The 21,640-nt window shown below is 68.1% G+C and carries 20 protein-coding genes and 1 tRNA gene (1 of these 21 only partly in view); 3 read left to right on the plus strand and 18 right to left on the minus strand.

Annotated features, from left to right (window positions below; translation table 11 throughout):
- From ACP2AH_RS12110 to ACP2AH_RS12170, 13 genes are all read right to left on the minus strand, one after another.
- Positions 1–558, minus strand: partial view of a hypothetical protein gene (locus ACP2AH_RS12110; RefSeq protein WP_425106026.1) — the 5' portion only. Its footprint begins 273 nt before the window's first position; only the first 558 of its 831 coding nucleotides appear in the window; the start codon lies at positions 556–558; its stop codon lies off the left edge, out of view.
- A gap of 103 nt (positions 559–661) precedes the next feature.
- Complete coding sequence (locus ACP2AH_RS12115; RefSeq protein WP_425106027.1) at positions 662–3,199, minus strand: FkbM family methyltransferase; 2,538 nt, start codon at positions 3,197–3,199, stop codon at positions 662–664.
- A gap of 14 nt (positions 3,200–3,213) precedes the next feature.
- The gene (locus ACP2AH_RS12120; protein WP_425106164.1) at positions 3,214–5,040 is read right to left on the minus strand and encodes a glycosyltransferase; all 1,827 of its coding nucleotides are present in this window, start codon (positions 5,038–5,040) and stop codon (positions 3,214–3,216) included.
- A gap of 243 nt (positions 5,041–5,283) precedes the next feature.
- Positions 5,284–5,358: transfer RNA gene (locus ACP2AH_RS12125), tRNA-Gly, on the minus strand.
- Positions 5,359–5,507: 149 nt separating this feature from the next.
- Entirely contained in the window at positions 5,508–6,338 is an 831-nt protein-coding gene (locus ACP2AH_RS12130) for a Pnap_2097 family protein (RefSeq protein WP_425106028.1), read from the minus strand.
- Positions 6,339–6,382: 44 nt separating this feature from the next.
- Positions 6,383–7,663 carry an MSMEG_0569 family flavin-dependent oxidoreductase gene (locus tag ACP2AH_RS12135; protein ID WP_425106029.1) on the minus strand — a complete coding sequence of 427 codons (1,281 nt, stop codon included), beginning with the start codon at positions 7,661–7,663 and terminating at the stop codon, positions 6,383–6,385.
- A 13-nt stretch (positions 7,664–7,676) separates the two neighbouring features.
- A complete protein-coding gene (locus ACP2AH_RS12140; protein ID WP_425106030.1) occupies positions 7,677–7,964 on the minus strand; it encodes an MSMEG_0570 family nitrogen starvation response protein in 288 nt (95 codons plus the stop codon).
- Positions 7,957–9,114 (minus strand): MSMEG_0565 family glycosyltransferase, encoded by a 1,158-nt coding sequence (locus ACP2AH_RS12145; RefSeq protein WP_425106031.1) that lies wholly within the window; start codon positions 9,112–9,114, stop codon positions 7,957–7,959. The genes ACP2AH_RS12140 and ACP2AH_RS12145 overlap by 8 nt, the downstream gene beginning before the upstream one ends.
- Complete coding sequence (locus tag ACP2AH_RS12150) at positions 9,111–10,130, minus strand: sll0787 family AIR synthase-like protein (protein ID WP_425106032.1); 1,020 nt, start codon at positions 10,128–10,130, stop codon at positions 9,111–9,113. The genes ACP2AH_RS12145 and ACP2AH_RS12150 overlap by 4 nt, the downstream gene beginning before the upstream one ends.
- A gap of 14 nt (positions 10,131–10,144) precedes the next feature.
- A complete protein-coding gene (locus ACP2AH_RS12155) occupies positions 10,145–10,687 on the minus strand; it encodes an MSMEG_0567/Sll0786 family nitrogen starvation N-acetyltransferase (protein WP_425106033.1) in 543 nt (180 codons plus the stop codon).
- Complete coding sequence (locus ACP2AH_RS12160; RefSeq protein ID WP_425106165.1) at positions 10,684–11,826, minus strand: MSMEG_0568 family radical SAM protein; 1,143 nt, start codon at positions 11,824–11,826, stop codon at positions 10,684–10,686. The genes ACP2AH_RS12155 and ACP2AH_RS12160 overlap by 4 nt, the downstream gene beginning before the upstream one ends.
- A complete protein-coding gene (locus ACP2AH_RS12165; protein ID WP_425106034.1) occupies positions 11,744–12,820 on the minus strand; it encodes a Nit6803 family nitrilase in 1,077 nt (358 codons plus the stop codon). Before ACP2AH_RS12165 ends, ACP2AH_RS12160 begins: the two co-directional genes overlap by 83 nt.
- Before the next feature lie 76 nt (positions 12,821–12,896).
- The gene (locus ACP2AH_RS12170; RefSeq protein ID WP_244449980.1) at positions 12,897–13,379 is read right to left on the minus strand and encodes an MSMEG_0572/Sll0783 family nitrogen starvation response protein; all 483 of its coding nucleotides are present in this window, start codon (positions 13,377–13,379) and stop codon (positions 12,897–12,899) included.
- Positions 13,380–13,820: 441 nt separating this feature from the next.
- Between ACP2AH_RS12170 and ACP2AH_RS12175 the strand changes: the two genes are divergently transcribed.
- Positions 13,821–15,206: a PLP-dependent aminotransferase family protein gene (locus tag ACP2AH_RS12175; protein WP_425106035.1), complete on the plus strand. Its 1,386-nt coding sequence runs from the start codon at positions 13,821–13,823 to the stop codon at positions 15,204–15,206.
- A gap of 137 nt (positions 15,207–15,343) precedes the next feature.
- On the opposite strand, the gene ACP2AH_RS12180 is transcribed toward ACP2AH_RS12175, so the two are convergent.
- Entirely contained in the window at positions 15,344–16,396 is a 1,053-nt protein-coding gene (locus tag ACP2AH_RS12180) for a threonine aldolase family protein (protein ID WP_425106036.1), read from the minus strand.
- A gap of 138 nt (positions 16,397–16,534) precedes the next feature.
- On the opposite strand from ACP2AH_RS12180, the gene ACP2AH_RS12185 reads away from it, so the two are divergent.
- Complete coding sequence (locus ACP2AH_RS12185; RefSeq protein WP_425106037.1) at positions 16,535–18,100, plus strand: AAA family ATPase; 1,566 nt, start codon at positions 16,535–16,537, stop codon at positions 18,098–18,100.
- Between the two features lie 3 nt (positions 18,101–18,103).
- Here the strand turns inward: ACP2AH_RS12185 and ACP2AH_RS12190 are convergent, their stop codons facing one another.
- Both ACP2AH_RS12190 and rutR read right to left on the minus strand, forming a co-directional pair.
- Positions 18,104–18,757: a DsbA family protein gene (locus tag ACP2AH_RS12190; protein WP_425106038.1), complete on the minus strand. Its 654-nt coding sequence runs from the start codon at positions 18,755–18,757 to the stop codon at positions 18,104–18,106.
- Between the two features lie 50 nt (positions 18,758–18,807).
- A complete protein-coding gene (rutR, locus tag ACP2AH_RS12195; protein WP_425106039.1) occupies positions 18,808–19,512 on the minus strand; it encodes an HTH-type transcriptional regulator RutR in 705 nt (234 codons plus the stop codon).
- Positions 19,513–19,612: 100 nt separating this feature from the next.
- Here rutR and ACP2AH_RS12200 point away from each other — a divergent pair, with 100 nt between their 5' ends.
- The gene (locus ACP2AH_RS12200) at positions 19,613–20,632 is read left to right on the plus strand and encodes an esterase-like activity of phytase family protein (RefSeq protein WP_425106040.1); all 1,020 of its coding nucleotides are present in this window, start codon (positions 19,613–19,615) and stop codon (positions 20,630–20,632) included.
- Positions 20,633–20,653: 21 nt separating this feature from the next.
- On the opposite strand, the gene ACP2AH_RS12205 is transcribed toward ACP2AH_RS12200, so the two are convergent.
- A complete protein-coding gene (locus ACP2AH_RS12205; RefSeq protein ID WP_425106041.1) occupies positions 20,654–21,271 on the minus strand; it encodes a queuosine precursor transporter in 618 nt (205 codons plus the stop codon).
- Between the two features lie 4 nt (positions 21,272–21,275).
- A complete protein-coding gene (gene rpmB, locus ACP2AH_RS12210; protein ID WP_244449972.1) occupies positions 21,276–21,569 on the minus strand; it encodes a 50S ribosomal protein L28 in 294 nt (97 codons plus the stop codon).
- Between the last annotated feature and the right edge of the window lie 71 nt (positions 21,570–21,640).

Below are 21,640 nucleotides of genomic sequence, written 5' to 3' on the forward strand. Positions count from 1 at the left end.
CCGGGATAGCGGCGCGTCGTCCCGGAAGGGTGCGGCAGCATTGCCCGAGAACCAGACGCCGGGATTGCGCAGACCGACGATGGATCCCAGGCGGCGCAGCGTTGCGGGCGGCCCAAACAGGAAACAGGAGCGCAGCCAAGCCTGGGACCTGCAGCCGAGGAAATCGACCGGGTCACTATAACTGTCGATGTGCCCCAGCATCACGTCGCGACCAAGCAGATTGGCCAGAAGCGGCATGCCGATGCGCTCGATATAGGCGGTGTAGAGCTGGCGGTAGGCCGAGGTGACGAAATGGACGAAATCATAGCGGGTAAGATCGAGGCGGAACGTCTCCAGCGCCCGCTCCCAGGCGGAGAATTCCCAGCAGGCATTTGAACCGCCGAGCAGCCATGTGCCATCCGCCTGCTTGTCGCGTGTGCCTTCCGGGAGCGCATTGTCGATGATGACGCAGTCGATCCGAGCGCTGGAAAGCCGATCGGCATAGTAGCCGAGCAGCTCTTCATGGGCGTGAGGATACTTCTCGGTACCGTGGCGGACAAAAAGGCTGAGAATGTTCATGAACGGGCGCGCGTTGATGAGCGGAACAGGTGCCGGATCCTGCCTTAAGTGGAGCGGGGGATCGATGTGCCTGAGGCGCGGAAGGCCGACATTGGCATGCTCGTCACATGGTAAGCTCAGCCGCGCGAGGCGCGTGACCCACTTCACCCACGGAAAGGCGGCGGCTCAGCAAGGCCTGGAACTCGGCATAAACATGCTCCGGTGACAGCAGAGCACTGATGGTATCGCGCGCCTCGATCAGCCGATCTCCGGCCGCCGCGTCGCGAAGCAGGGCGATCACGCTCTCACCGAAGGCATACCAATCGGTCACGCACGCACAATAGGTGCGGAGTTCGGGGGAGAGGCCATCGACGCCAGAGGGCCACAGAACGATGGGCCGCAACTGGCTCAGCGCCTCCAGGGTCTTGATCTTCACCCCCGTACCAGCGACGGCGGGATTGATGACGAGGCGGGCCGCAGCATAGGCGTCGCCGAGGTCTTCCAGATGGCCAAGCCAGCGGACATTGGGCTCATGACCCGTCAGAATCCTGCCCACCGATCCCACAACATGGAGCCGTGCCGCCGGCACCGCCGCGCGCACACGCGGCCAGGCAAAACGCAGGAAGTCCCGGAGGCCCTTCACGTTCATTTCATTGTGGGACGCCACCATCAGCACCACCGGCTCGGCAGGTTGCCCGGCGGCCGGTGACGACACGTCCATATCCACGCCGACGGTCAGCACCGGAGCATCAAGGCCAAGGGCGCGGAGTTCGTCCGCCTCGTCGGGCTGTATCGCGAGAACGGCATCCACGCCGCTCAGCAGATCCCGCTCCTCCGCCGGCATCAGCGCGAGCGTGTCTTCGATGCCAAACCGCACAACCTTGCTCGCCTTCGCGGAGAAGACATCGATGGTATCGACGATCTTCGTCACGTCGGGCCGAAGCAGAGGCACGCCGCGCGTCATGAAGCAGTAGCTCAGCAGGAAGGCGAAGGGCTTGGCCGCTGCATCGATCGCACACATGACCTCCAGCAGGAGATCAGGGCAGAACGTTCGCGTGATCGACAGGATCCGCCCATCGCTGTTCGCATCCTCCCTCAGGGCCTCCGCGAAGTTCCGGACATCGACGCCGGACAATGACCCAAGAACCTCCGCGAGATCCTGTCGCGCCAGGTGAACCCGCAGTTCACCCTCGCGCCCAACGACCACGACATTGTCGAACTCCGCCGCGAGCGCGACAGCACGCTCCGGTGCGAGTTCCTCCCCCGGCAACGGACAAACGATCAGCAGCAGATCAAGGCCACGCGCGCGCAGCCAGCGTGTGAGCTGCAGGATGCGGTACTCATTGCCGGCCCGGGGTGGGCAGGGCGACACATGTGACACGCACACCATGAGCGGAGCCTTCCGAGCGACCGTCCGGGCAACACCACGCTCCGTCAGACCCTGCAATCGGATGGTGAGTTGAGGCCCGTTGTCATCCGTTCTCGTTGCCGCAACCGGGCGGCGTTTCGGCAGGCCTGCGCGCATTTTCTGGCGCAGCTTCCTCAGGCCGGTTCGAAAGGATGCCTCCGCTCGGATAAAGGGCCTCACAAGCTTGAAGATGTTCGACCGCTCGGTCGCCGCCACGACCTGCCGGAGATCAGCCAGTTCGCGACGCTGTGCCTCGCATTCATGAGCGAGACGATGTTGAGCCTCGACAACACGATGATGGGCCTGCTCAAGTGCCGCATGCTCGAAGGCACTTGCCACGCGGCCCCCACATCCGGCGGCAAGGCCCGCGCGCAGGATTTCATCGATATATTGCGGCTTCTGAAGCAGCGCGTAGGCGAGATCATCGAGACTGTTGAGTTCGAATATCTGCCAGTTCGGGTCGGTCAGCGCCGCGATTTCGTCGCGCCGCTCGGGCGGCACGCCGACGATGGCCGCCTCCCGCGCCACGCCGAACATGTTTTCCCGCGCGCCAAACCAGTTGTCCGGATTGAAGGCATCCGCGACATGCACGAACAGCGCGTAGCCGAGAGAGGTGAGTTCGGCAAAACTCCGCGCGCCATCGGCTAGCGAATTACATTCCGCATAGATGACGGGCTTCAATCGCGTGATGGTTTCGGCCGCACCGCGCAGCACCGCATCCTCCGCGCCCTCGACATCGAGCTTGATGAGGTCACAGCGCCGAAGATCCAGACTGTCGATGGCCACGACCGCCACCTCGTCGAAGGTTCCTGCGTCGGCCTGCGCCGACCGAACACCCAAACCTGCGAAATTCGCCGCTTCGTCCGTCTTCATCACGTCGAGACGAGCCTGGCCCGGCGCCGCGCCCACCGCTGCGTGATGAAGATGGACGCGATTAAGCCCATTCGCGCGAATATTCGTCTCAAGGAGCGCGAATGAACGTGACTGCGGCTCGAAGGCATGGACCTGCCCTTCATCCCCCACGCGGTGCGCGAAGGCGAGCGCGTGGGTGCCGACGAAGGCCCCGACATCAATGACTGTCCCGCCCGACGGAATGACGTGGCGCAAGAAGCGCAGTTCATTCTCCGCCCACTCGCCATAGGCCCGCAAGGCGACCCCGATGACGGTATCCTTGGTGAAGAACCGAAGGGCGCCGTAACGCCCCTGAACCTCTTCCGTCAGGGAGTCGTGAGGAATGGACGGTGCCCTGGGCATGATCGAACGGTCCCTTACGCGCTGGCCAGCATGGCTTCCCGGATCAGCCAACGCCGTCCGTCGAAGCCGGCAATGGCGGCATGAGTGGCGTCGAGCATCACACGCGCGCAATCCGCCCAACGTGGCTCCGGCGCCCCTTCCGATAGGATCGGAGTCGCGATCGCGACCGGGGTGGCATGAAGCGCTGCGCCGACAGCCGCGACGAGATCATTCTCCAGACGGAAGGTCACGATCCGCTCTGGATGGGACGAGAGCGCGCCGATCTCGTCCCACAGCGCGCTTTCCCGCACGATGATCGTCTTGCCATAGGCGATCGCCTCTCCCACGGGGAGGCCAAATCCTTCGTAGTGCGACGGGAACACCACGACCGCTGCATCCGCGAACAGCCGCGCGATACGGGCGGGCGACAGGGCGCCACTTTCCATCGCGATCACGTTTGCCGACGGGACATCTTTCGCGCCTATGGAGATGAAGGACGTATAAGGAAAAGCCGTCGAAAGACTGGACAGCGTCGCGGCGACGTCCTTGTGGTCATAGCTGTTACCCATCACCAGCACGTAGGGCGCATCGGCGACGCGGCCCGCCTCCGGATCGCCAACGATCTCGGCCGGGTCCATGCTTAGATGGGTCACGAGCAGGGGCAGCCGCTCATCCGGATAAAAGCGAAAGACGTACCGATCGCGGCTATAGGCGGATATGAAGAAAAGCGTATCCGCTACCTGCCCGAGAACGGTCCAGGCACGGCCAAGCCCCGGCACCGCCGCGTAGATGATGTCCCATGCGATCGTATCGAGCATGTTGAACATGATCAGGCCCGCCACATGATGAAGATCCCGGATCGTTGAGATCGCCCAGGGCTGGTCCAGCAGGATCGCTGCCATGAACCCGCCTTGCGGGCCGCCATGCTGGAAATCGAAACTGGGGAACAAGACCTTCAGCCGATGAAACCGGGCGGCTTCCTCGGCAACAAGAACGCTGATGCGCACGCGCGGATCGGCAAGATCGTGAAACCCGCGCAACAAGCCAACAATGCACACGGCTGTCCCGTTCATCACCGGGTGCAGGCCCTTGCAATCCAAGAGAATCCGCGGACGCCCATCATCGTCGAAGGCGTCGGTCAGGATTCTCTCCAGCCGGTGTTCAGGCATGTCCCGCATCATCTCAGCGGAATGCTCGGCATCACCCGGCGGCACCCCGGCCGGTAGAACGCGGTAAGCCGTTGTGCCGCCGGGCCAGGGAACGATCGTGCGATTGCAGATGAGGCTGCGATAGCCGCGCCGCCTCAGGCCCCGCAACATCGCAGCATAGGCCTCACTGAGCGAGGTGGCCGCGAGAGGCGGCACCGCCGCCACCGCCTGCGGCGTCATCACCTGAAGAGGGGAGAGCAACTCAGGGGCCACGTAATGCGCTGGCAACAAGGCGGCCGCGGCCGCCCCGAGCTTCCATTCAGAAACGCCGGGAAGCCCGAATATGTGCCGGGCCTCCACATCACTGAAGCGAGGCTGGACGGTCGCCACCATAGGATCACGATCGGCTTCGGCTGAAAGCGCCTGCAGGGTTTGGTTGCGCCAGCGCCACGCACCGATAATGAGGGCCAGCGCTCGGCCGCGTTCAGCAGCGCCGGCAAGGGCAAAGCCGAGGCCTGCCAACGCATCGGTGAAGACCTGGGCGGGGCGCAGCGTCTCGATGAGCGCTGCATCGCCCCCCGTGGGCAGCACGATAGTGACCTGTCGACCTTCGAAGAGACCCTCTTCCAGCGCGACCCGCTGCACATAGGCCGGGAGATCGACAGCAAGGTCCTGGGTGAGATCCAGGAAGATGTCGAAAGCCGATGGTTGCATCGTGTTCACGCGGCACTCGAATCGCGCTGTGAGAAGGTTATCGCGTACAGCAAAACCTCTGGCGCGAGCAATGTCGCTGGCGGCGGCTCACCGTGGCCCGTCCATCGGACACGATGCTCGAATGAAGCGGCTCGGCCCGCTCACCGCAGATGCTGCGTGACCCGTCGCTCCGAGGAGCGGGATCGCCAAGCCCAAAACGACAAAAGCCCCGCTATCGCGAGGCCTTTCTGACGTAGGAAAATTTGGAGCGGGCGATGGGATTCGAACCCACGACCCCAACCTTGGCAAGGTTGTGCTCTACCCCTGAGCTACACCCGCCCGCTCCGTCGTCCGCGTCGGCTTTCGTTGCCGCCCCGAACGGGACGCCTCTATGCCCCAGCCTCGCGGAGATTGCAACGGGGTCCCGCAGGATTTCTCACAGCCTGTTGACGGTGCCACGTTCAGGCGAGCTGACCGGGGGCGGAAGATCAGAAGACACGCTGGGTGAAGGCGTCGGCGAGGCGCAGGTCATCGCCCGCACGCTCCAGCCGATAGTGATGGATACGTTCCCGGGCACCGCGTTCATCCATCAGGCGGCGGACCACGACGCGCTCGCCCGGATCGATGTTGCCGTGAAAATAGACCTCGCGCCGGCGCGTTGTCGCCTGTGGCGCCGACCGGCCGTCGAAATGCCACTCGGCGCGATCAATCAGGGCAATGAAGCTCGAGAAATAGAGAAAGCCGGCGCCGTTGAAATCCTGTGCGGGGCAGGGATCGAACGTGACGCACCCGTCCTCGACAAGGCCGGCGGCGGCGAATCGGGGCTCCGGCGCCGCTCCGGTGCTGCGGAAGGTTGCGGCGCGTGCGGCGAGCGATTCGCCGGCACGGCCAAGTGCCATGAGTGGGGGCATGAGCTTGGGGAACGCCTCCAGCGCTACGCGCGCCACGGTATGATTGCCGCCTCTAGGCGCCCGGCGCACAAAGGTGGAGACCAGATTCACCGTGCCGACCGGCCGACCCCGACAGGTCAGCTCGTGCCGGCTGGCACATTGGGTGTGGGTCAGACGGCATAGGGTGGTGCGGATGGTCAATCGGTCGTTCTCGCCCAGCACGGCGAAGTCAGCCTGTTCCACCGACAGCGCCCGGAACGCGGCGTAGACCGGCGCGCCATCCGTGGCGCGGAAATCGGGAACGGACCGCCCCGCCAGCTGCGCCAGGCCCATCCAGTGCCGGTGGCCGAGTTCTTTCAGCAGCCAGACCTCGGAGAGGCCGGCGAGGCAGAGCTGCGGCATGCCGAGCAGCAGCGTCTCCTCCGCCACGAAGACCTCTATCGCGGCAGGTCCCTCCGACGGGAGCGCGATATTCATGCGGCGGTGTCCCGGTCGGCGAGGGTAGCTTCGGCACTGGCGCGGCGCTCGGCGATGTGGGCGACGATATGGGCGGCGTCGCGCCCGACGCTGCCGAAGCGTCCCGAACCCCATGTGTGGAGCCAGGGCAGGCCGATGAAGTACACACCCTCCTGCGCGGTTACCCCCCGCCGGTGCTGCGGGTGGCCGGCGCCATTGAACACCGGCGCGTCGAGCCAGCGGAAATCAGGCCGGAAACCGATGCACCAGATGATGGCGGCGATGCCCGAGGCGGCGAGGTCGAGCGCGGGCCGCTCCCGCTCCGGCTGCCACACCGGCGTGTAGACCGAGGGCGGCGGCGCGGTGAGGCCTTTCTCCGCGATGTGCTTGTCGATGGCAGCGTTGATGCCGTTATAAGTGCGGTCGGCGTCGTCCAGCGCCTGGGCAAGATTGGTGTCGAACAGGAGATTCGTCCCGTCAAAGTCCCGCAAGACGCCGAACAGCTCCATCCCTTCCGTCGCGAAGCGGCGCAGGTCGATGTCGCGCCCGCCGTCGCGGCCGGTGACATAATGATTGGTGTTGTCGCGCACCCCTTCGCGCAGCGGGTGCTGCTCCACCGGCATGTCGTAATAGCCCATATCGGCCAACCAGGTGACGACATCGCGGCCGCGATAGAAGCGGGCGCAGCGCGGGGCATTGCCCACGGCGAGGAAGACCTTGCGGCCGGCAAGGTGCAGATCCTCCGCGATCTGGGCGCCGGACTGGCCGGAGCCGACGACCAGCACCGCGCCATCCGGCAGCTGGCCGGCATTGCGGTACGCGGCGGAATGGAGTTGCACGAGCGCGGGCGGCAGGCGCTCGGCCATGCGCGGAACGATCGGCTCGTGATAGCCGCCGGAGGCCACGACGACCGCGTCAGCGCTGACATCGCCGGCGGAGGTGGCGACGAGAAAACCCCCTTCGGGGCGTCGGCTGACGCGGCGTACCGTCACCCCTTCGCGGATCGGCGGATCGACCTTGGCACGGAACGCCTTGAGATATTCTAGGATTTCGTCCTTCTTCATGAAGCCGTCCGGGTCCGGGCCGGCATAGGGATGGCCCGGCAGGTCGCATTGCCAGTTCGGGGTGACGAGACAGAAATTGTCCCAGCGCTGGCTTTCCCAGGCGTGCATGGCCGTGCGCTTCTCCAGCACCAGATGGTCGATACCGGCCGCGGTGAGGTGGTAGCTGGTCGACAGACCCGCCTGCCCGCCCCCGACAATGACCACGGGATAATGCGCGATACGATTCTCGTTCATGGGTGGCTCCGGCTCATTCCGCGAATGCTTCGACGGCGACGCGGGCATCGGGATGGGTGGCATAGGCTTGGCCCGCCTGCTCCAGCCGGGCGAGCTGGCCCATGGCGCGGGAACAGGGAAAGCCGTAGCGGGCCTCGACCCGCTGGCTGGCGATGGTGAGAGCCTCGCGGCAGCGCCGCAGGAAATCCGCCAAAGCGTAGCTTTCACCTGAAGTTAGGTAGTCCTTGATGACCAGCGAGGGCGAGTAGCAGCTCTCCAGCGCGCCGTCCGGCCAGCGAATGGTGAAGCGCATTTCAGGCATGGACCGGCTCCGCGAGGCGCTCATAGGTGGAAAGATGCGCCCGCGCGGTGGCGGCCCAATCGAATCGGGCGGCGGCCAGCGGACCCTTTTTGGCAAGCCGCGCAAGGGTTTGCGGCTGCAAGGCGAGCATGAGCGCGTCGGCGATGGAAGCGGGATGCAGCGGATCGCACCACACGGTCTCATCCTCGCCGATATGTTCGGTGAAGGGCGGAATCCGGGAGATCACCGTCGGCACGCCACAGGCCATGGCCTCCAGCGCCACCAGGCCGAAGCCCTCCTTCACCGAGGCGAAGGCGAGCACGTCGGCGAGGCGGTAGAGCGCCGGCATATCGTCCTGCGGTAGCGGCCCGGTGCGGATGACCGCCTCGGTCGGCAGGCCGGACGCGGCGAGCAAATCCTTGAATTCGTTGAGATAGTCGTGATGGTCGAGCACGCTGGCGCCGCCGGCGATGACGAGCTGCGCGTGCGGATGCATCGCGCGAAGCTGTTGGAAAGCCTGCAGAATCCGGCAGCTGTTCTTGCGGGCCTCAACCCCGCCGACGCTGAGCACGATGGGCCCGGGTCCGAGCCCCAACCGGGCCGCCAGCGCCGCCTCCCGACCGTCGGGCTTGGGCGTGAAGCGCTTGGTATCTATGCCATTTCCGACCAGAACGGCGTCGATCCCGAAGGTCTCGCGCAACAGGTCCTGCCAGAGATGGCTGACGACGAAATGCCGGTCGGCGGCGCGAATCGATCGATTTTGCAAGGCCTTAAGTTCGGGATCGCGGAAGGCGTCGACATGATGCACGGTGCGCGCGAAGCCAGGGATCAGGCCGCGCTCCTTTAGCGTGGCCAGCGCGTTGGCGGATATCCCGTCCTGGGCATGGAACACATCGAAGCGGCGATGCTCCAAAGCATTGAAATAGTGGACATATTCGTCCGCGCGTTGGCGTACCATCGCCGCCACGTCGCCCGGGGCAGGCGCGGCGGGGACGCTCACCGTCGCGCACAGGCTGGGCCGGAAAAACCCCGCGCCGCGCGAGTCCGGCGCGTGCACGACGGCCTCGAAACCCAGCCGTACCAACGCTTCGCCGAGTTCCAGCGCGTGGACGACGCCGCCGCGCGGGTTGGTGGAATGGGCGAGAATCGCGATGCGCAGGGGCCGCTTCATGCCGCGTCCTCCGCCGGTCCGCAGCCGATGAGCGGCGCGCGGGCGAAATCCCACACGGTGTCAACCTCAAGCCCTTGGCGGACCGTGACTTTCCGTTCCGCCGTGACGGTGCCGACCATCGCCGCCGCAATGCCCCGTTCGGCGAGGCTGGTGAGTACGATGGGAAGGACAGTGTGTCCGATTGGGATGATGTAGCCGAAGCTCGGGAAGGTCATCAGCCAGCGCGCGGGATCGACCCCCTCGGGGGCGGGCACGGCGTCGAGGTCGATCTCGATGCCGACCCCGGAGCCCTCCGCCAGCATGGCGGCGGTGCCGACCAGCCCCGCCTGGCTGATGTCCTTGGCCGCGCGGGCCAGCCCCGCCTCGGCGAGGCGGGGCAGCAGCTCGAGATCGCCGCGCAGCCGCTCGGCCGGCGCGCCGGTGGCGGCGTCCCAATTGGAAAAGGGTTCGCGGTAGCGCCCGCGCAGATCGATGGCCGCCACCAGCACCTCGCCCGGGCGGGCGTCGAAGGAGGTGAGCAGGCGTTTCGCCCGACCCAACACGGCGACGGAGAGCTGGCCCTGCTCGCTCGCCAGATTGGTATGCCCGCCGACAATGGGCACGCCGAAGCGGGCTGAGGCGGCGCGCAGCCCCTCCAGCACCGGGGCGGCGCCGTCTTCTCCCCTGGCCCACACCGCATCGACCACCGCGAGCGGGCGCCCGCCCATGGCGGCGATGTCGGAGAGATTGACCATCACCCCGCACCAGCCGGCGAACCAGGGATCGGCGGCGACGAAGCCGTTCATGAAGCCTTCGATGGCGAACAGCAGATAGCCCTCGCCATCGGGGATCGCCGCGCAGTCGTCGCCGACGCGGATGGCCTCGCGCCCGTCAAAGCCGAGCCGGGCGGCGGCGCGGGCGATATCGGCCTTGGAGGCGAGGCCGGCCGAGGCGCGTAGCCGGCTTACGACCTCGGAGAAGGCCACCCCGGCGAAGTCGAGCCGACCGGCGGCGGGGCGGGCGAGAGTGAGTGACATGCGCCCTCCCCTCCTCACGCCACCCGGCGCGGCTGGGCGTGGAAGCCGGTTTCCGCGTCATGGATCGGCGGGTAATGCGCGAGATCGGCGCGCATCAGCACGTGCGGCCGGCCATGCAGCTGCTTTTCCTCCACAATGTCCCAGCGCAGCCGGCGGAACAGCAGCGCGTTCTGGCTCTGCACATGGGCGAGGAAGGTGGTGCAGCCGCGCGCATGGGCGGAACACACGGCGAGGCGGATCAGCGCCGCGCCCAATGCGCCGACCTTGCGGTAATCCTCCGCCACGGCAAGGCGCGAGCCCCACCATTCCCCCGGCGCGGCCTCGTGAATCCGCACCGTGCCCACCACATCGTCGGCTAATAAACCCAGCATGGAGACGGCAACCAGCGGAATGGCCACCTCGTCGATCGGGTCGCGGTCATCGCCGTCGAACAGGCCCTGCTCCTGGCAGAACACCTCGTGGCGCAGGCGGGCGGCGCCGCGCCTCTCCCAGGTCTGGGTGGCGAACTTCACCTGGAAATCGGCGGCGCGGAAGGGGCGGAAGGGCTCGAACATCACGCGCACCCTCCCGTCACCGCGCCCTGCCGCTCATAGGTGGCCAGCGCCGAACAGGCGCCGCATTTGGCGCAGCCCGCCTTCGCCTCCGTGGCCTTCAGCCCCGTCGCCCGCAGCATGCCGGCGAGCGGGCCGAGGATGGAGTTCATGAAGGCGGGCGTGGGCGTCGGGTGGCTTTCCAGCGGCGTGCCGGAAATCGGCACGAAGGGCACGACGAAGGGATAGACGCCCATGCGGGTGAGCCGGTCGCAGACGGAAAGGATGTCCCCGGCGGTGTCGCCGAGCCCGGCGAGGATGTAGGTCGACACTTGCCCGCGCCCGAACACCGGCACGGCGGCGGCAAAGGCCGCGAAATAGCGCTCCACCGACACCTGCGCCTTGCCGGGCATGATGCGGTGCCGCACCTCCTCGGTGCAGGCTTCCAGATGCATGCCGAGCGCGTCGGCGCCGGCCTCGAACATGCGGGCGAACCAGGCATCGTCATCGGGCGGCTCGCACTGCACCTGAATGGGCAGGTTCACCGCCGCCTTCACCGCCGCCGCGCTTTCCGCGAGGATCGCCGCGCCGCGGTCCTTGCCCGGCGGGGTGCCTGTCGTCATGACCATGTGCTTGACGCCGTCGAGCTCCACGGCGGCCTTGGCGACTTCGGCGAGCTGCGCCGGGGTCTTGCGCTCGATGGTGCGGCCCGCCGCCAAGGACTGGCCGATGGCGCAGAACTGGCAGGTCTTGGTGCGGCTCTGATAGCGGATGCAGCTTTGCAGCACCGTCGTCGCCAGCACGTCGCGCCCATGCAGCACGGCAATTTTGGAATAGGGAACGCCGTCGGCGGTGGTGAGGCCGTAGAATTTCGGCTGCAGGGGAAACGACACCTCGCCCAGCACCAGCCCGTCGCGGCTGATGCGGCTTTTCCCGAAGGCGTCCGGCTTCTCCACGAGATAGGGGCTCTCGAAGGCCGGCGCGGTGTGGACGGGCACCATCACCGTCATGCCGTCGAGCGTCATCGCCTTGTGGTCGGATGGCCCGGCCCCGCCCCGGCGCGAATCGGCGCCGGCGCGCGGATCAACCAGCCGCACCCCGTAGGACTGCAATTCGTTGATCAGCTGCTGCGTCGGCAGCGGCGTGAGCTCCCGCGCGAGATCCATCGGCTTCATCGGAAACGCTCCCTGTCAGGACGGGGCCATCGGCCCCGGCGGTGGTGTGGACGGGCACGGCCGGGCGAGTGTCGTGGTGGAGGCTGAGCAGTTCCGGCCGGGCGTAGTGGCCGACCGAATCCATCATCCGCTTGCGCTTGGTGATGAGGCCCATGTCGAGATCGGCGACGAGGATGCCCTCGCCGGACGTGAGCGGGGGCACGACATGGCTGCCCTCCGGCGAGATGATCGCCGTCATGCAGCCGCCGGTGAGGGCGCGGCGCAGCTTCTCCTCGGGGGAGATGCGGGCAATCTGTTCCTCGGTCAGCCAGCCGGTGGCGTTGACGACGAAGCAGCCCGATTCCAGCGCGTGGTGGCGGATCGTCACCTCGATCTGCTCGGCGAAGATCGACCCGACCAGCGAGCCGGGAAACTGCGCGACGTGGATTTCCTCGTGCTGCGCCATCAGCGCGTAGCGGGCGAGCGGGTTGTAATGCTCCCAGCAGGCCAGCGCGCCGACGCGCCCCACCGCCGTCTCCACCACCTTCAGCCCGGCGCCATCGCCCTGGCCCCAGATCATCCGCTCATGGAAGGTGGGGGTGATCTTGCGGCGCTTGAGCTTGAGCGCGCCATCGGCGTCGAAGATCAGCTGGGTATTATAAAGCGAGCCATGGTCGCGCTCATTCACCCCCAGCACGACGACCACGCCGAGCCGGCGGGCGCTGGCGCTCACCGCCTCCGTCACCGGGCCGGGGATGAGCACGGCCTGCTCATACAGCCGCAAATGCTCCGGCCCTGTCAGCACCGGGGGCAGGACGAAGGAGAAATAGGGATACCAGGGCAGGAAGGTTTCGGGGAACACGACGAGCTTGGCGCCCTTGGCCGCCGCCTCTTCCAGCGCCGCGAGCACGCGGGCGAGCGTGCCTTCCAGCGTGTCGAGATCGGGCGCGATCTGCACCGCGGCGACGCGGACCATTTTCTTTTCGGCCACTTTGCTCTCGGCCATGGCGGCCTCCCGGTTGGTCGTCATCCCGGACGGCGGCACGCCGCCGATCCGGGACCGCTCGGTCAGTGGACAGCCGTCACAGCGTCCACGTGTCGAGGATGAAGGCGTTCTCGCGGCGGTGGAGCAGCACGATGTCGAGCACGTCGAGCGGGCTGACCGGGATGATGCCGGGGATCAGCGCGCCCTCGCCATGGCCGTACAGCGCCTGCAGGGCGAAGCGGCAGGCATAGACCTTGCCGCCATCGTTCAGGATCTTCTCGATGCGGTTGTTGAAGTTGAGATGGCCGGGAAAGGCCTCGTCGCCAAGTTTGGGGAAGCCGCGCTGCACGCCGAGCGTGACGCCGGGGCCATAGAGCAGCACCGAGGTCTCGAAGCCCTTCTGGATCAGGCGCGAGGCCTGGAGCAGATTGACGAGGCCGATCGAGCCCTCGAAGGCGACGGTGTGAAAGGTGATGAGCGCCTTTTCGCCGGGGGCGGCTTTGACGTCCTCGAACTTCTTCTCTTCATAATCGACAAGCACGTCGCCCTTGGCATGGGCCGGCACGGTGATGGTGGCCATGTCGCTCTCCTTGGCTGCTGCAATGGGCCGGCGGGGAACCTGCATTGGGGGCCGGGCGGAACAGGCAATGCAATCAAGGTGCCAATTGATGGAATGATGAAAGAATCAGCAAAACAGTCAAATTACATTCAATAATACATACAATTAATCTGAGGACGGCGGCGAGGCGGTGGCGAGAGAACGGGCGGACGCTGAGAGAACAGGCGGGACTCTGCACGCTTGCTGCGCAGGCACGGCACGTCGGCGCGAGACTGGCTCTACGCAGCAAGTTGTGGACCAGGGGTGACAGGCCACCTTTGCAACATTATACAGTCAATTACGGCAAGGCCGGGAGGATACCGTCTTCCCGGCCGACCGCCATGAGCGCCGGGCTCGATCTCCGCTCGGGCAGACGATCCCGGATCGGCCTTGCGGCCGTCCGGGATGACGACAGGTGAACGCATGGCCGACTGGATTCCCGACCTCAGCCGCTCCGACAAGCCGCGCTACCTCGCCATTGCCGACCTGATCGGCGAGGACATCCGCGCCGGGCGGCTTTCCATCGGCGACCGGCTTCCGCCGCAGAGGAAGCTCGCGGCCCGGCTCGACATCGACTTCACCACCGTGGCGCGCGGCTATGTCGAGGCGCAGAAGCGCGGCCTGGTCGAATCGCGCGTCGGCCAGGGCACCTTCGTCACCGGCGCGCCGCGCCCGAAGACGCGTACACCCGCCGCGCCCAAGCCCGGCACGGTCGATCTCTCCATGAACCTGCCGCCCGAGCCGGACGACCCGGCGCTGATCGAGCGCATGCAGGAGGGGCTGGCCGAGGTGGCGCGCGATCTGGTCAGCCTGCTGCGCTATCAGGGCTTCGGCGGCACGGTGGCGGACAAGGACGCGGCGTCCGCCTGGCTGGGGCGGCGCGCGCTGGTGCCGGCGCAGGAGCGCATCTTCGTCACGCCGGGCGCGCATCCCGCGCTGCTCGGCATTTTCGGCCTGCTGGCGCGGCCGGGCGAGACGATCCTGTGCGAGGCGATCACCTATCCCGGCGTGCGTGCTATCGCCGCCCAGCTCGGCATCAAGCTTCACGGCCTGCCGATGGACCGTGACGGCATCGACCCCGACGCTTTTGCTGCCGCCTGCCGCGACCTCGCGCCCAAGGCGCTCTATCTCAACCCGACGCTGCAGAACCCGACCACGCTGACCATTCCCGAGGAACGGCGCGAGGCGATCGCCAAGGTGGCGCGGCGCTTCGGCGTGCCGATCGTCGAGGACGACGCCTATGGCTTCGTGCCGCCGCACGGCCCGCCGCCGCTGGCCGCCATCGCCCCGGACCTCACCTGGCACATAGCGGGGCTGGCCAAGTGCATCGGCGCCGGGCTGCGCGCCGCCTATGTGGTGGCGCCGGAGGTGCGCGCCGGCTACGCCTTCGCCAGCGCCCTGCGCACCGCCAATGTCATGGCCTCGCCGCTGACCACCGCGCTGGCGACGCGCTGGATCGAGGACGGCACCGCCGACACGCTGCTGCGCTTCATCCGCACCGAAGCCGCCGCGCGGCAGGCGCTGGCGAGCGAGGTTCTGCCCAAGGGCAGCTTCCGCGCCGACCCGCTGAGCTTCAATCTCTGGATCGAGCTGCCCGCGCCGTGGACCCGCTCGGCCTTTGTCGGCCATATGCGTTCCACCGGCATCGGCGTGGTGGCGAGCGACGCCTTCACCGTCACCGCCCCCACGGTGGAGGCGGTGCGCGTCTGCCTCGGCGGCCCGGCGACGCGCGCGCAGATCCGCTCGGCGCTGGACTTCATGGCGCACGCGCTGGAAGAATCGCCCGAGGTAGTGTCGGCGGTGATGTGAGCGGGCCTGCGTGCTTCGAGGCCCGGCCGATGGCCGGGCACCTCAGGATGACGACGTTCCGACCACACAAGCCACCGTCATGCTGAGGTGCCGGCCGACAGGCCGGCCTCGAAGCACGCACGCGGTCGCCCACCCCCTCACCCCAGTGCCCGCGCCGCCGTCACGAGCCGGTCGACATCGCCCTCCGAGGTGGCGAAGGAGGTGACGAGGCGCACCACGCCCGCGCCCCAGCGGTCGGTGTAGAAGCGGAAGCCCTGCGCCAGCAGGCCCTCGCAGATGGGCGCGGGCAGGCGGACGAACAGCATGTTCGCCTCCACCTTCCCCTGTATCTCCACCCCGGCAATGCCTGAGAGCCCGGCGGCCAGCCGCGCCGCCATGGCATTGGCGTGGCGGGCATTGGCGAGCCAGAGATCGCCGTCGAGATAGGCGTCCATCTGCGCGGCGAGAAACCGCATCTTGGAGGAAAGGTGCCCGGCACGCTTGCGGCGGAAGGCGAGCTCGCCGGCGCGGGCGGGGTCGAACAGCACGATGGCCTCCACCCCCAGCGCGCCATTCTTGGTGGCGCCGAAGGAGAGAATGTCGACCCCCGCCTTCCACGTCATCTCGGCGGGCGATGCGCCCAGCGCCGCCACCGCATTGGCGAAGCGCGAGCCGTCCATGTGCAAGGGCAAGCCGGCCTCCCGGCACACCGCGCCGAGGGCGGCGGTCTCGTCCACGGAATAGAGCGTGCCGAGCTCGGTCGCCTGGGTGATGGAGACGCAGGAGGGCTGCACGCAATGCACATCGCCCCGGTTGCGGCGGGCGGCCACCGCCAGCGCTTCGGGATCGATCTTCGCGTTCGCCCCCGGCACATGCACCAGCTTGGCGCCGCCGGTGAAGAATTCCGGCGCGCCGCATTCATCATTCTCGATATGGCTATCAGGATGGCACAGCACCGCGCCCCAGGGCGGGGTGAGAACGGACAAGGCCAGCGCATTGGCGGCGGTGCCGGTGGAAACCAGCAGCACGCTCACCTCGTGCTCGAACAGCGCGGCGAGCTTCGCCTCGACGCGGGCGGAAATCGCGTCGGCGCCATAGGAGGGCATCGGCCCTTCATTGGCCGCCGCCAGCGCTTGGAGGATGGCGGGCGAGATTCCGGCGACATTGTCGCTGCCGAAGCCAGGCGGGCGGGAGGCGGGGGTGTCGGTCACGGCGGGTCCTGCGGCGGTGAGGAACGGTTCGACAAGGGAGGAGACCCAGCCGGGGCGCTTGTCAATCGCGCCGGCGCGGCGTTCCCTGCGTCAAGTGCCGGATGGCGCGCGCCCGCGCGACGGGGTTAGATGGCGCGCATGAGTGCCCGCGACCATGTCGTCGCCGACCAGGAGGCGATCTTCGCCCTGCTCGCCGACCCCTCCACCTACGGCGTGAGCGACCCCGTCCGCCGTATCGACACCCATGGCGCGGTGATCTTTCTCGCCGGTGACACGGTGTACAAGATCAAGCGCGCGGTGCGCTTCTCCTTCATGGATTTCTCCACGCTGGAACAGCGCCGGCGGGCCTGCGCCCGCGAAGTGGAACTGAACCGCGCCACCGCGCCGGCGCTTTATCGCGGGCTCGTGCCGATCCTGCGGCGGAACGGGACGCTGCATCTGGGCCGGGTGGGCGCGAGTGACGCATCGGGCGAGATCGTGGAATGGGCGGTTGAGATGCGCCGCTTCGACGAGAACGCGACGCTCGACCATGTGGCGGCGCGCGAGGGGCTATCCCCCGCGCTGATCGATGCGCTGGCGCAGGCGGTGGAGCGGGCGCACCGGCAGGCCCCTGTTGTGGCCGGCACCAGCGGCCGCGCGTTGCGGGCGGTGGCGCGCAACGTCGTCGCCGGGCTGCGCGAGACACCCGACCTGCTGCCGCCGGCGCAGGTCGCCGCGCTGGAAGCGGCCTTTCTCGAAGCCTTCGACCGGCTGGAACCGCTGCTGGCCCGCCGCGCGGCGGCCGGCGAGGTGCGGCGCTGCCATGGCGACCTGCATCTGCGCAACATCGCGCTCATCGACGGCGCGCCGGTGCTGTTCGACGCGCTGGAATTCGACGAGGCACTCGCCACCACCGACCGGCTCTACGACCTCGCCTTCCTCATCATGGACATCGCCATGCGGGGCATGGCGTTCGCGGCGAATCGGCTGCTCAACCGCTACCTCATCGCCTGTGGCGACGACCCGCCCTATGACGGGCTGGGGGCACTGCCGCTGTTTCTCGCTCTTCGCGCCGCGATACGCGCGCAGGTGGGCGCGGCGGCGGCGGCCTTTCGCGACCCGGCCGGCCGGCAAGCGGCGGGCGCGGATGCACGCGCCTATCTCGCCTATGCGCAGGCGGCTCTGACGCCGCGTGCGGTGAAGCTGGTGGCGGTGGGCGGCCTCTCCGGTTCCGGCAAGAGCACGCTCGCCGCCGCGCTGGCGCCCTTCCTCGGGCCGGCACCCGGCGCGGTGCATCTGCGCTCGGATGTCGAGCGCAAGCGGCTCAACGGCACGCCGGAGCTGGAGCGCCTGCCGCCGGAGGCCTATTCGCTGGACATGACGCAACAGGTCTATGCCGTGCTGCGCGAGCGGGCGGAGGCGGTGCTGGCCGCCGGTCATGCGGTGATTGTCGATGCCGTGCACCAGCGCCCCGACGAGCGGGCGGACATTGCCGCCCTGGCGCAGGAAGGCGGGGTGGATTTTCTCGGCCTGTGGCTGGACGCGCCGGTGGAGGCGCTGACCGACCGCGTGACCGCACGACGCGGCGACGCCTCCGACGCCACGGCGGAAGTGGTGCGCTGGCAGGCGGGCCGCGAGGCCGGCCCGCTCGACTGGGTGCGGCTGGATTCCGCCCGGCCGCCCGCCACCGTTCTGGCGCAGGCCCGGGCGCTGCTGGAGGGGTAAAGATCAGTTCGGCGGCGCGCTCTCGGCGGCACGGGCGCGGGCGTCGGCGACCACGTCCTTGAAGCCCTGATAGTCGAGGGCGGCGGCGACCTTGAACGGGCCGACGAGATAGACCGGCGTGCCCGGCAGGCCGAGCGCCTCGGCCTGGTCGTTGGTGCGCCGGAGCAGGGCGCCGATCTCGCCGGCATGCGCCTTGAGGTCCTTGGCCAGCTTCTTGCGGTCGATGCCGGCCGCGCCCAGCGCCTCGCTCATCCGCTCGGTGGAGGCGCGGGCGGGCATCTTCATCAGCACCTTGTGGGCGTCGAGATAGCGGCCCTGATACGTCGCGGCCAGCGCCAGCTGGGCGGCGACGACGGAGGATTCCGACAGGATCGGCCAGTCCTTGTAGACGAGGCGGATCTTGCCGTCCTCGGCCACGAGCCGTTCGAGCTCGGGGAGCGACTTGCGGCAATAGCCGCAGTGATAGTCGAAGAAGGCGACGATGGTGACATCGCCCTGCGGGTTGCCGAAGGTCGGGGTCTGCTTGTCATTGAGCAGGGCGTCGACATCGAGCGTCTTCGCCGCCGGCGGCTTCACCTCCGGCGTGGCCGCGAGAACCGGCAGCGCGGCGGCAACAAGGGCGCCGGCGGCGGTGAGGAGCAGCGCGCGGCGCTTCATCGGAACGTCCTTCTGGCTGCGGGCACGCCCGACGGGACGCAGCCGCCGAACTAGCGGGGGCGCAGCCCGTCGAGGAGAAGGCGCTGCACGTTGCGCGTAGCCTCTTCGACAAACGCCTCCTCGTCCAGCCCCCTGCCGAGCAGCGCGTCGATCTGCGGCGCGAAGTCGGCATAGTGTTGCGTCGTCGCCCACAGCGCGAAGATGAGGTGGTGCGGATCGACCGGCGCCAGCTTGCCGGCGGCGATCCAGCCGCGGATCACCCCCGCCTTGGCCTCGACCAGCTGCCGGAGCGTGGTCTCCAGTTCCGGCAGCAGCAGCGGCGCGCCCTGCACCACTTCCAGGCAGAACAGCCGCGAGGCTTCCGGGTGGGTGCGCGAGAAGCGGATCTTGCGGGCGATATAGGCGCGGATGCCCTCCACCGGGTCGCTCTCCACCTCCAGCGCGCGCAAGGGGTCCAGCCACTCGTCGAGCAGCCGGCTCAGCACCCCGACATAGACCTCTTCCTTGGAGGCGAAATAGTAGAACAGATTGGTCTTCGAGACGGCGGCCGTGCGGGCGATCTGCTCCACCGTGGTGCCGTGCAGGCCCTGGCGGGAGAACAGCGCCAGCCCGGCATCGAGAATGGCGCCGCGCTTTTCGGCGAGGCGGCGCAGGCGGTGCGGCGTCTTCGGCCGGGCCGGCGTCGCGGCACGGGAGGGCCGCGCCGGTTCGGCGGGATGCGCGGCTCTCGGCGAAGGCTTGGTCCCCTGGCTCATGCCCTGACATGGCACGGAAAGGAAAGCCACCGCAATATGCCGGCGCGGACGCGGCGATTCGGGCCGACCGCGCCGGTCCACGCGGAGCGACGAAATTCCCATGGCGACGCGCCACGCTTCCACCTTACTCGCCTCCACCTTCCTCGCCGCCGCCCTGCTGCTCGCGGCCGCCGCGCCGGCCCCGGCGCGGGCGCAAGTGGCCGAGCCGGTCACCGTGCAAGCGGCCCCGATCGAGCGCTTCGATGCCGGCGGCGCGCGGCGCTTCGGGCCGCTGGAGTTTCGCGGCGGGCTGGTGCTGTCCTCGCCCTCGCCCCAGTTCGGCGGGCTCTCCGGCCTCATCGTGGACGAGGCCGGCGCGCATTTTCTCGCCGTCACCGACAAGGGCTGGTGGCTCTCCGGCCGCATCGTCAGCGAGGGCGACACGCCCGTCGGCATTGCGGAGGCCCGCATGGCGCCGATGCGCACCGCCAAGGGCGCGACGCTGGCGAGCCAGGGGCGCGGCGATGTGGAATCGCTCGCCCGCATTCCCGGCGGCGTGCTGGTGGGGATCGAGCGCGTGCAGGAAGTCTGGCGCTTCGATGGGCCGGACCCGCTGGTGGCGACCGGGCGCCGGCTGATTTCCGACCCGGCGCTCTCACGGCTCGGCAGCAATCAGGGCCCGGAGACGCTGCTTGCCCCGCCCGGCGGCGTGCCGGCGGCGGTGATCGTCATCGGCGAGGAAAGCCCGGACGACGCGAACGCCCTGCCCGGCTTCCTGTTCGACCCCCTCGCCGGCCCGAAGCTGAAGGGCCGCTTCACGATCACCCGCACGGACGAGTTCGACGCCACCGACGCGGCGCTTGCCGATGATGGCCACGTCTATCTGCTGGAACGGCGCTTCGACCTGCTGCGCGGCGTCGCCCTGCGCCTTCGCCGCTTTCCGCTCAGTGCCATCCAGCCGGGCGCGGTGATCGAGGGCGAGGTGCTGCTCAGCGCCAACCGGGTGGCCGCGATCGACAACATGGAAGGCCTCGCCCTTCACCGCAACGCGGCGGGCGAGCTGATCCTGACGCTGATTTCCGACGACAATTTCTCGCCGCTGCAGCGCACGCTGCTGCTGCGCTTCGCACTGGTCGAATGAGGTGGGAGACGGAAAGGCGCCTCAGCGAGCGCCGGGGGCCGCGCGCCAGGGCTTGAGCCAGCCCATCAGCGCGCCATAGGGCAGCAGCGCGAGCAGCGCGCAGGCGGCCTTAACCAGGAAATCGAAATAGGCGAGGCCCATCCACAGCGGCACGGTAATGCCGGTCGAGGCATAGGTGACGGGGAAGGACATGTCGGCATCGCCAGCGAAGGCCAGCGAGAAGAACAGCGCCGTGTCGATGGCCGACCCGAACAGGCTGCCGGCGAGCGGCGCCTGCCACCAGCTCATCCGGCGCAGGCGGTTGAAGACGCCGATGTCGAGCAGCTGGCCGAACAGGAACGCGGTGCCCGAGGCCAGCGCGATGCGCGGCGTCGCCAGCCAGATCGACAGCACCACCGCGAGGGCGAAGCCGAAATAGACCACCTGCCGGGCGACGGCGGGGCCGAAGCGGCGATTGGTCAGGTCATTGACGAGAAAGGCGACGGGATAGGAGAAGGCGCCCCAGGTCAGCACTTCCTGAAGCCCGAAGGCTTGCACGGGGTACTGGACAAGCACGTTCGACGCCGCCACCACCGCCATCATGGAGAGGACGGGGAGGGCGAGCGTCTTGAACGCGATCTCGGAGCCGGCGAGCTTCATCGGCTCAGGCGGCGGCAGCGACGCTCGCCTTGGCGACGGCGCGCTTCAGCTCGGCCGCCTTCGGCGACAGTTCTTCGCTGCGGGCCTTCAGCAGGAACGCATCGAGGCCGCCGCGATGATCGACGGTCTTGAGGGCATTGGCGCTCACGCGGAGCTTCACCGACCGCTTCAGCACGTCGCTGGTGAGCGTGACGTTCACCAGGTTCGGCAGAAAGCGCCGACGGGTCTTGCGGTTGGAGTGGCTCACGAGATTGCCGGTCAGAACCGCCTTCCCGGTAAGTTCGCACCGACGCGACATCGTGGACTTCCTTGTATCAAAACCGATGCGTCGCAGGCATTTGTGAGCGCCCGACGATCCCGCATGCGGCA

The sequence above is a fragment of the Ancylobacter sp. genome (assembly GCF_965249975.1).
Taxonomy (GTDB): Bacteria; Pseudomonadota; Alphaproteobacteria; order Rhizobiales; family Xanthobacteraceae; genus Ancylobacter.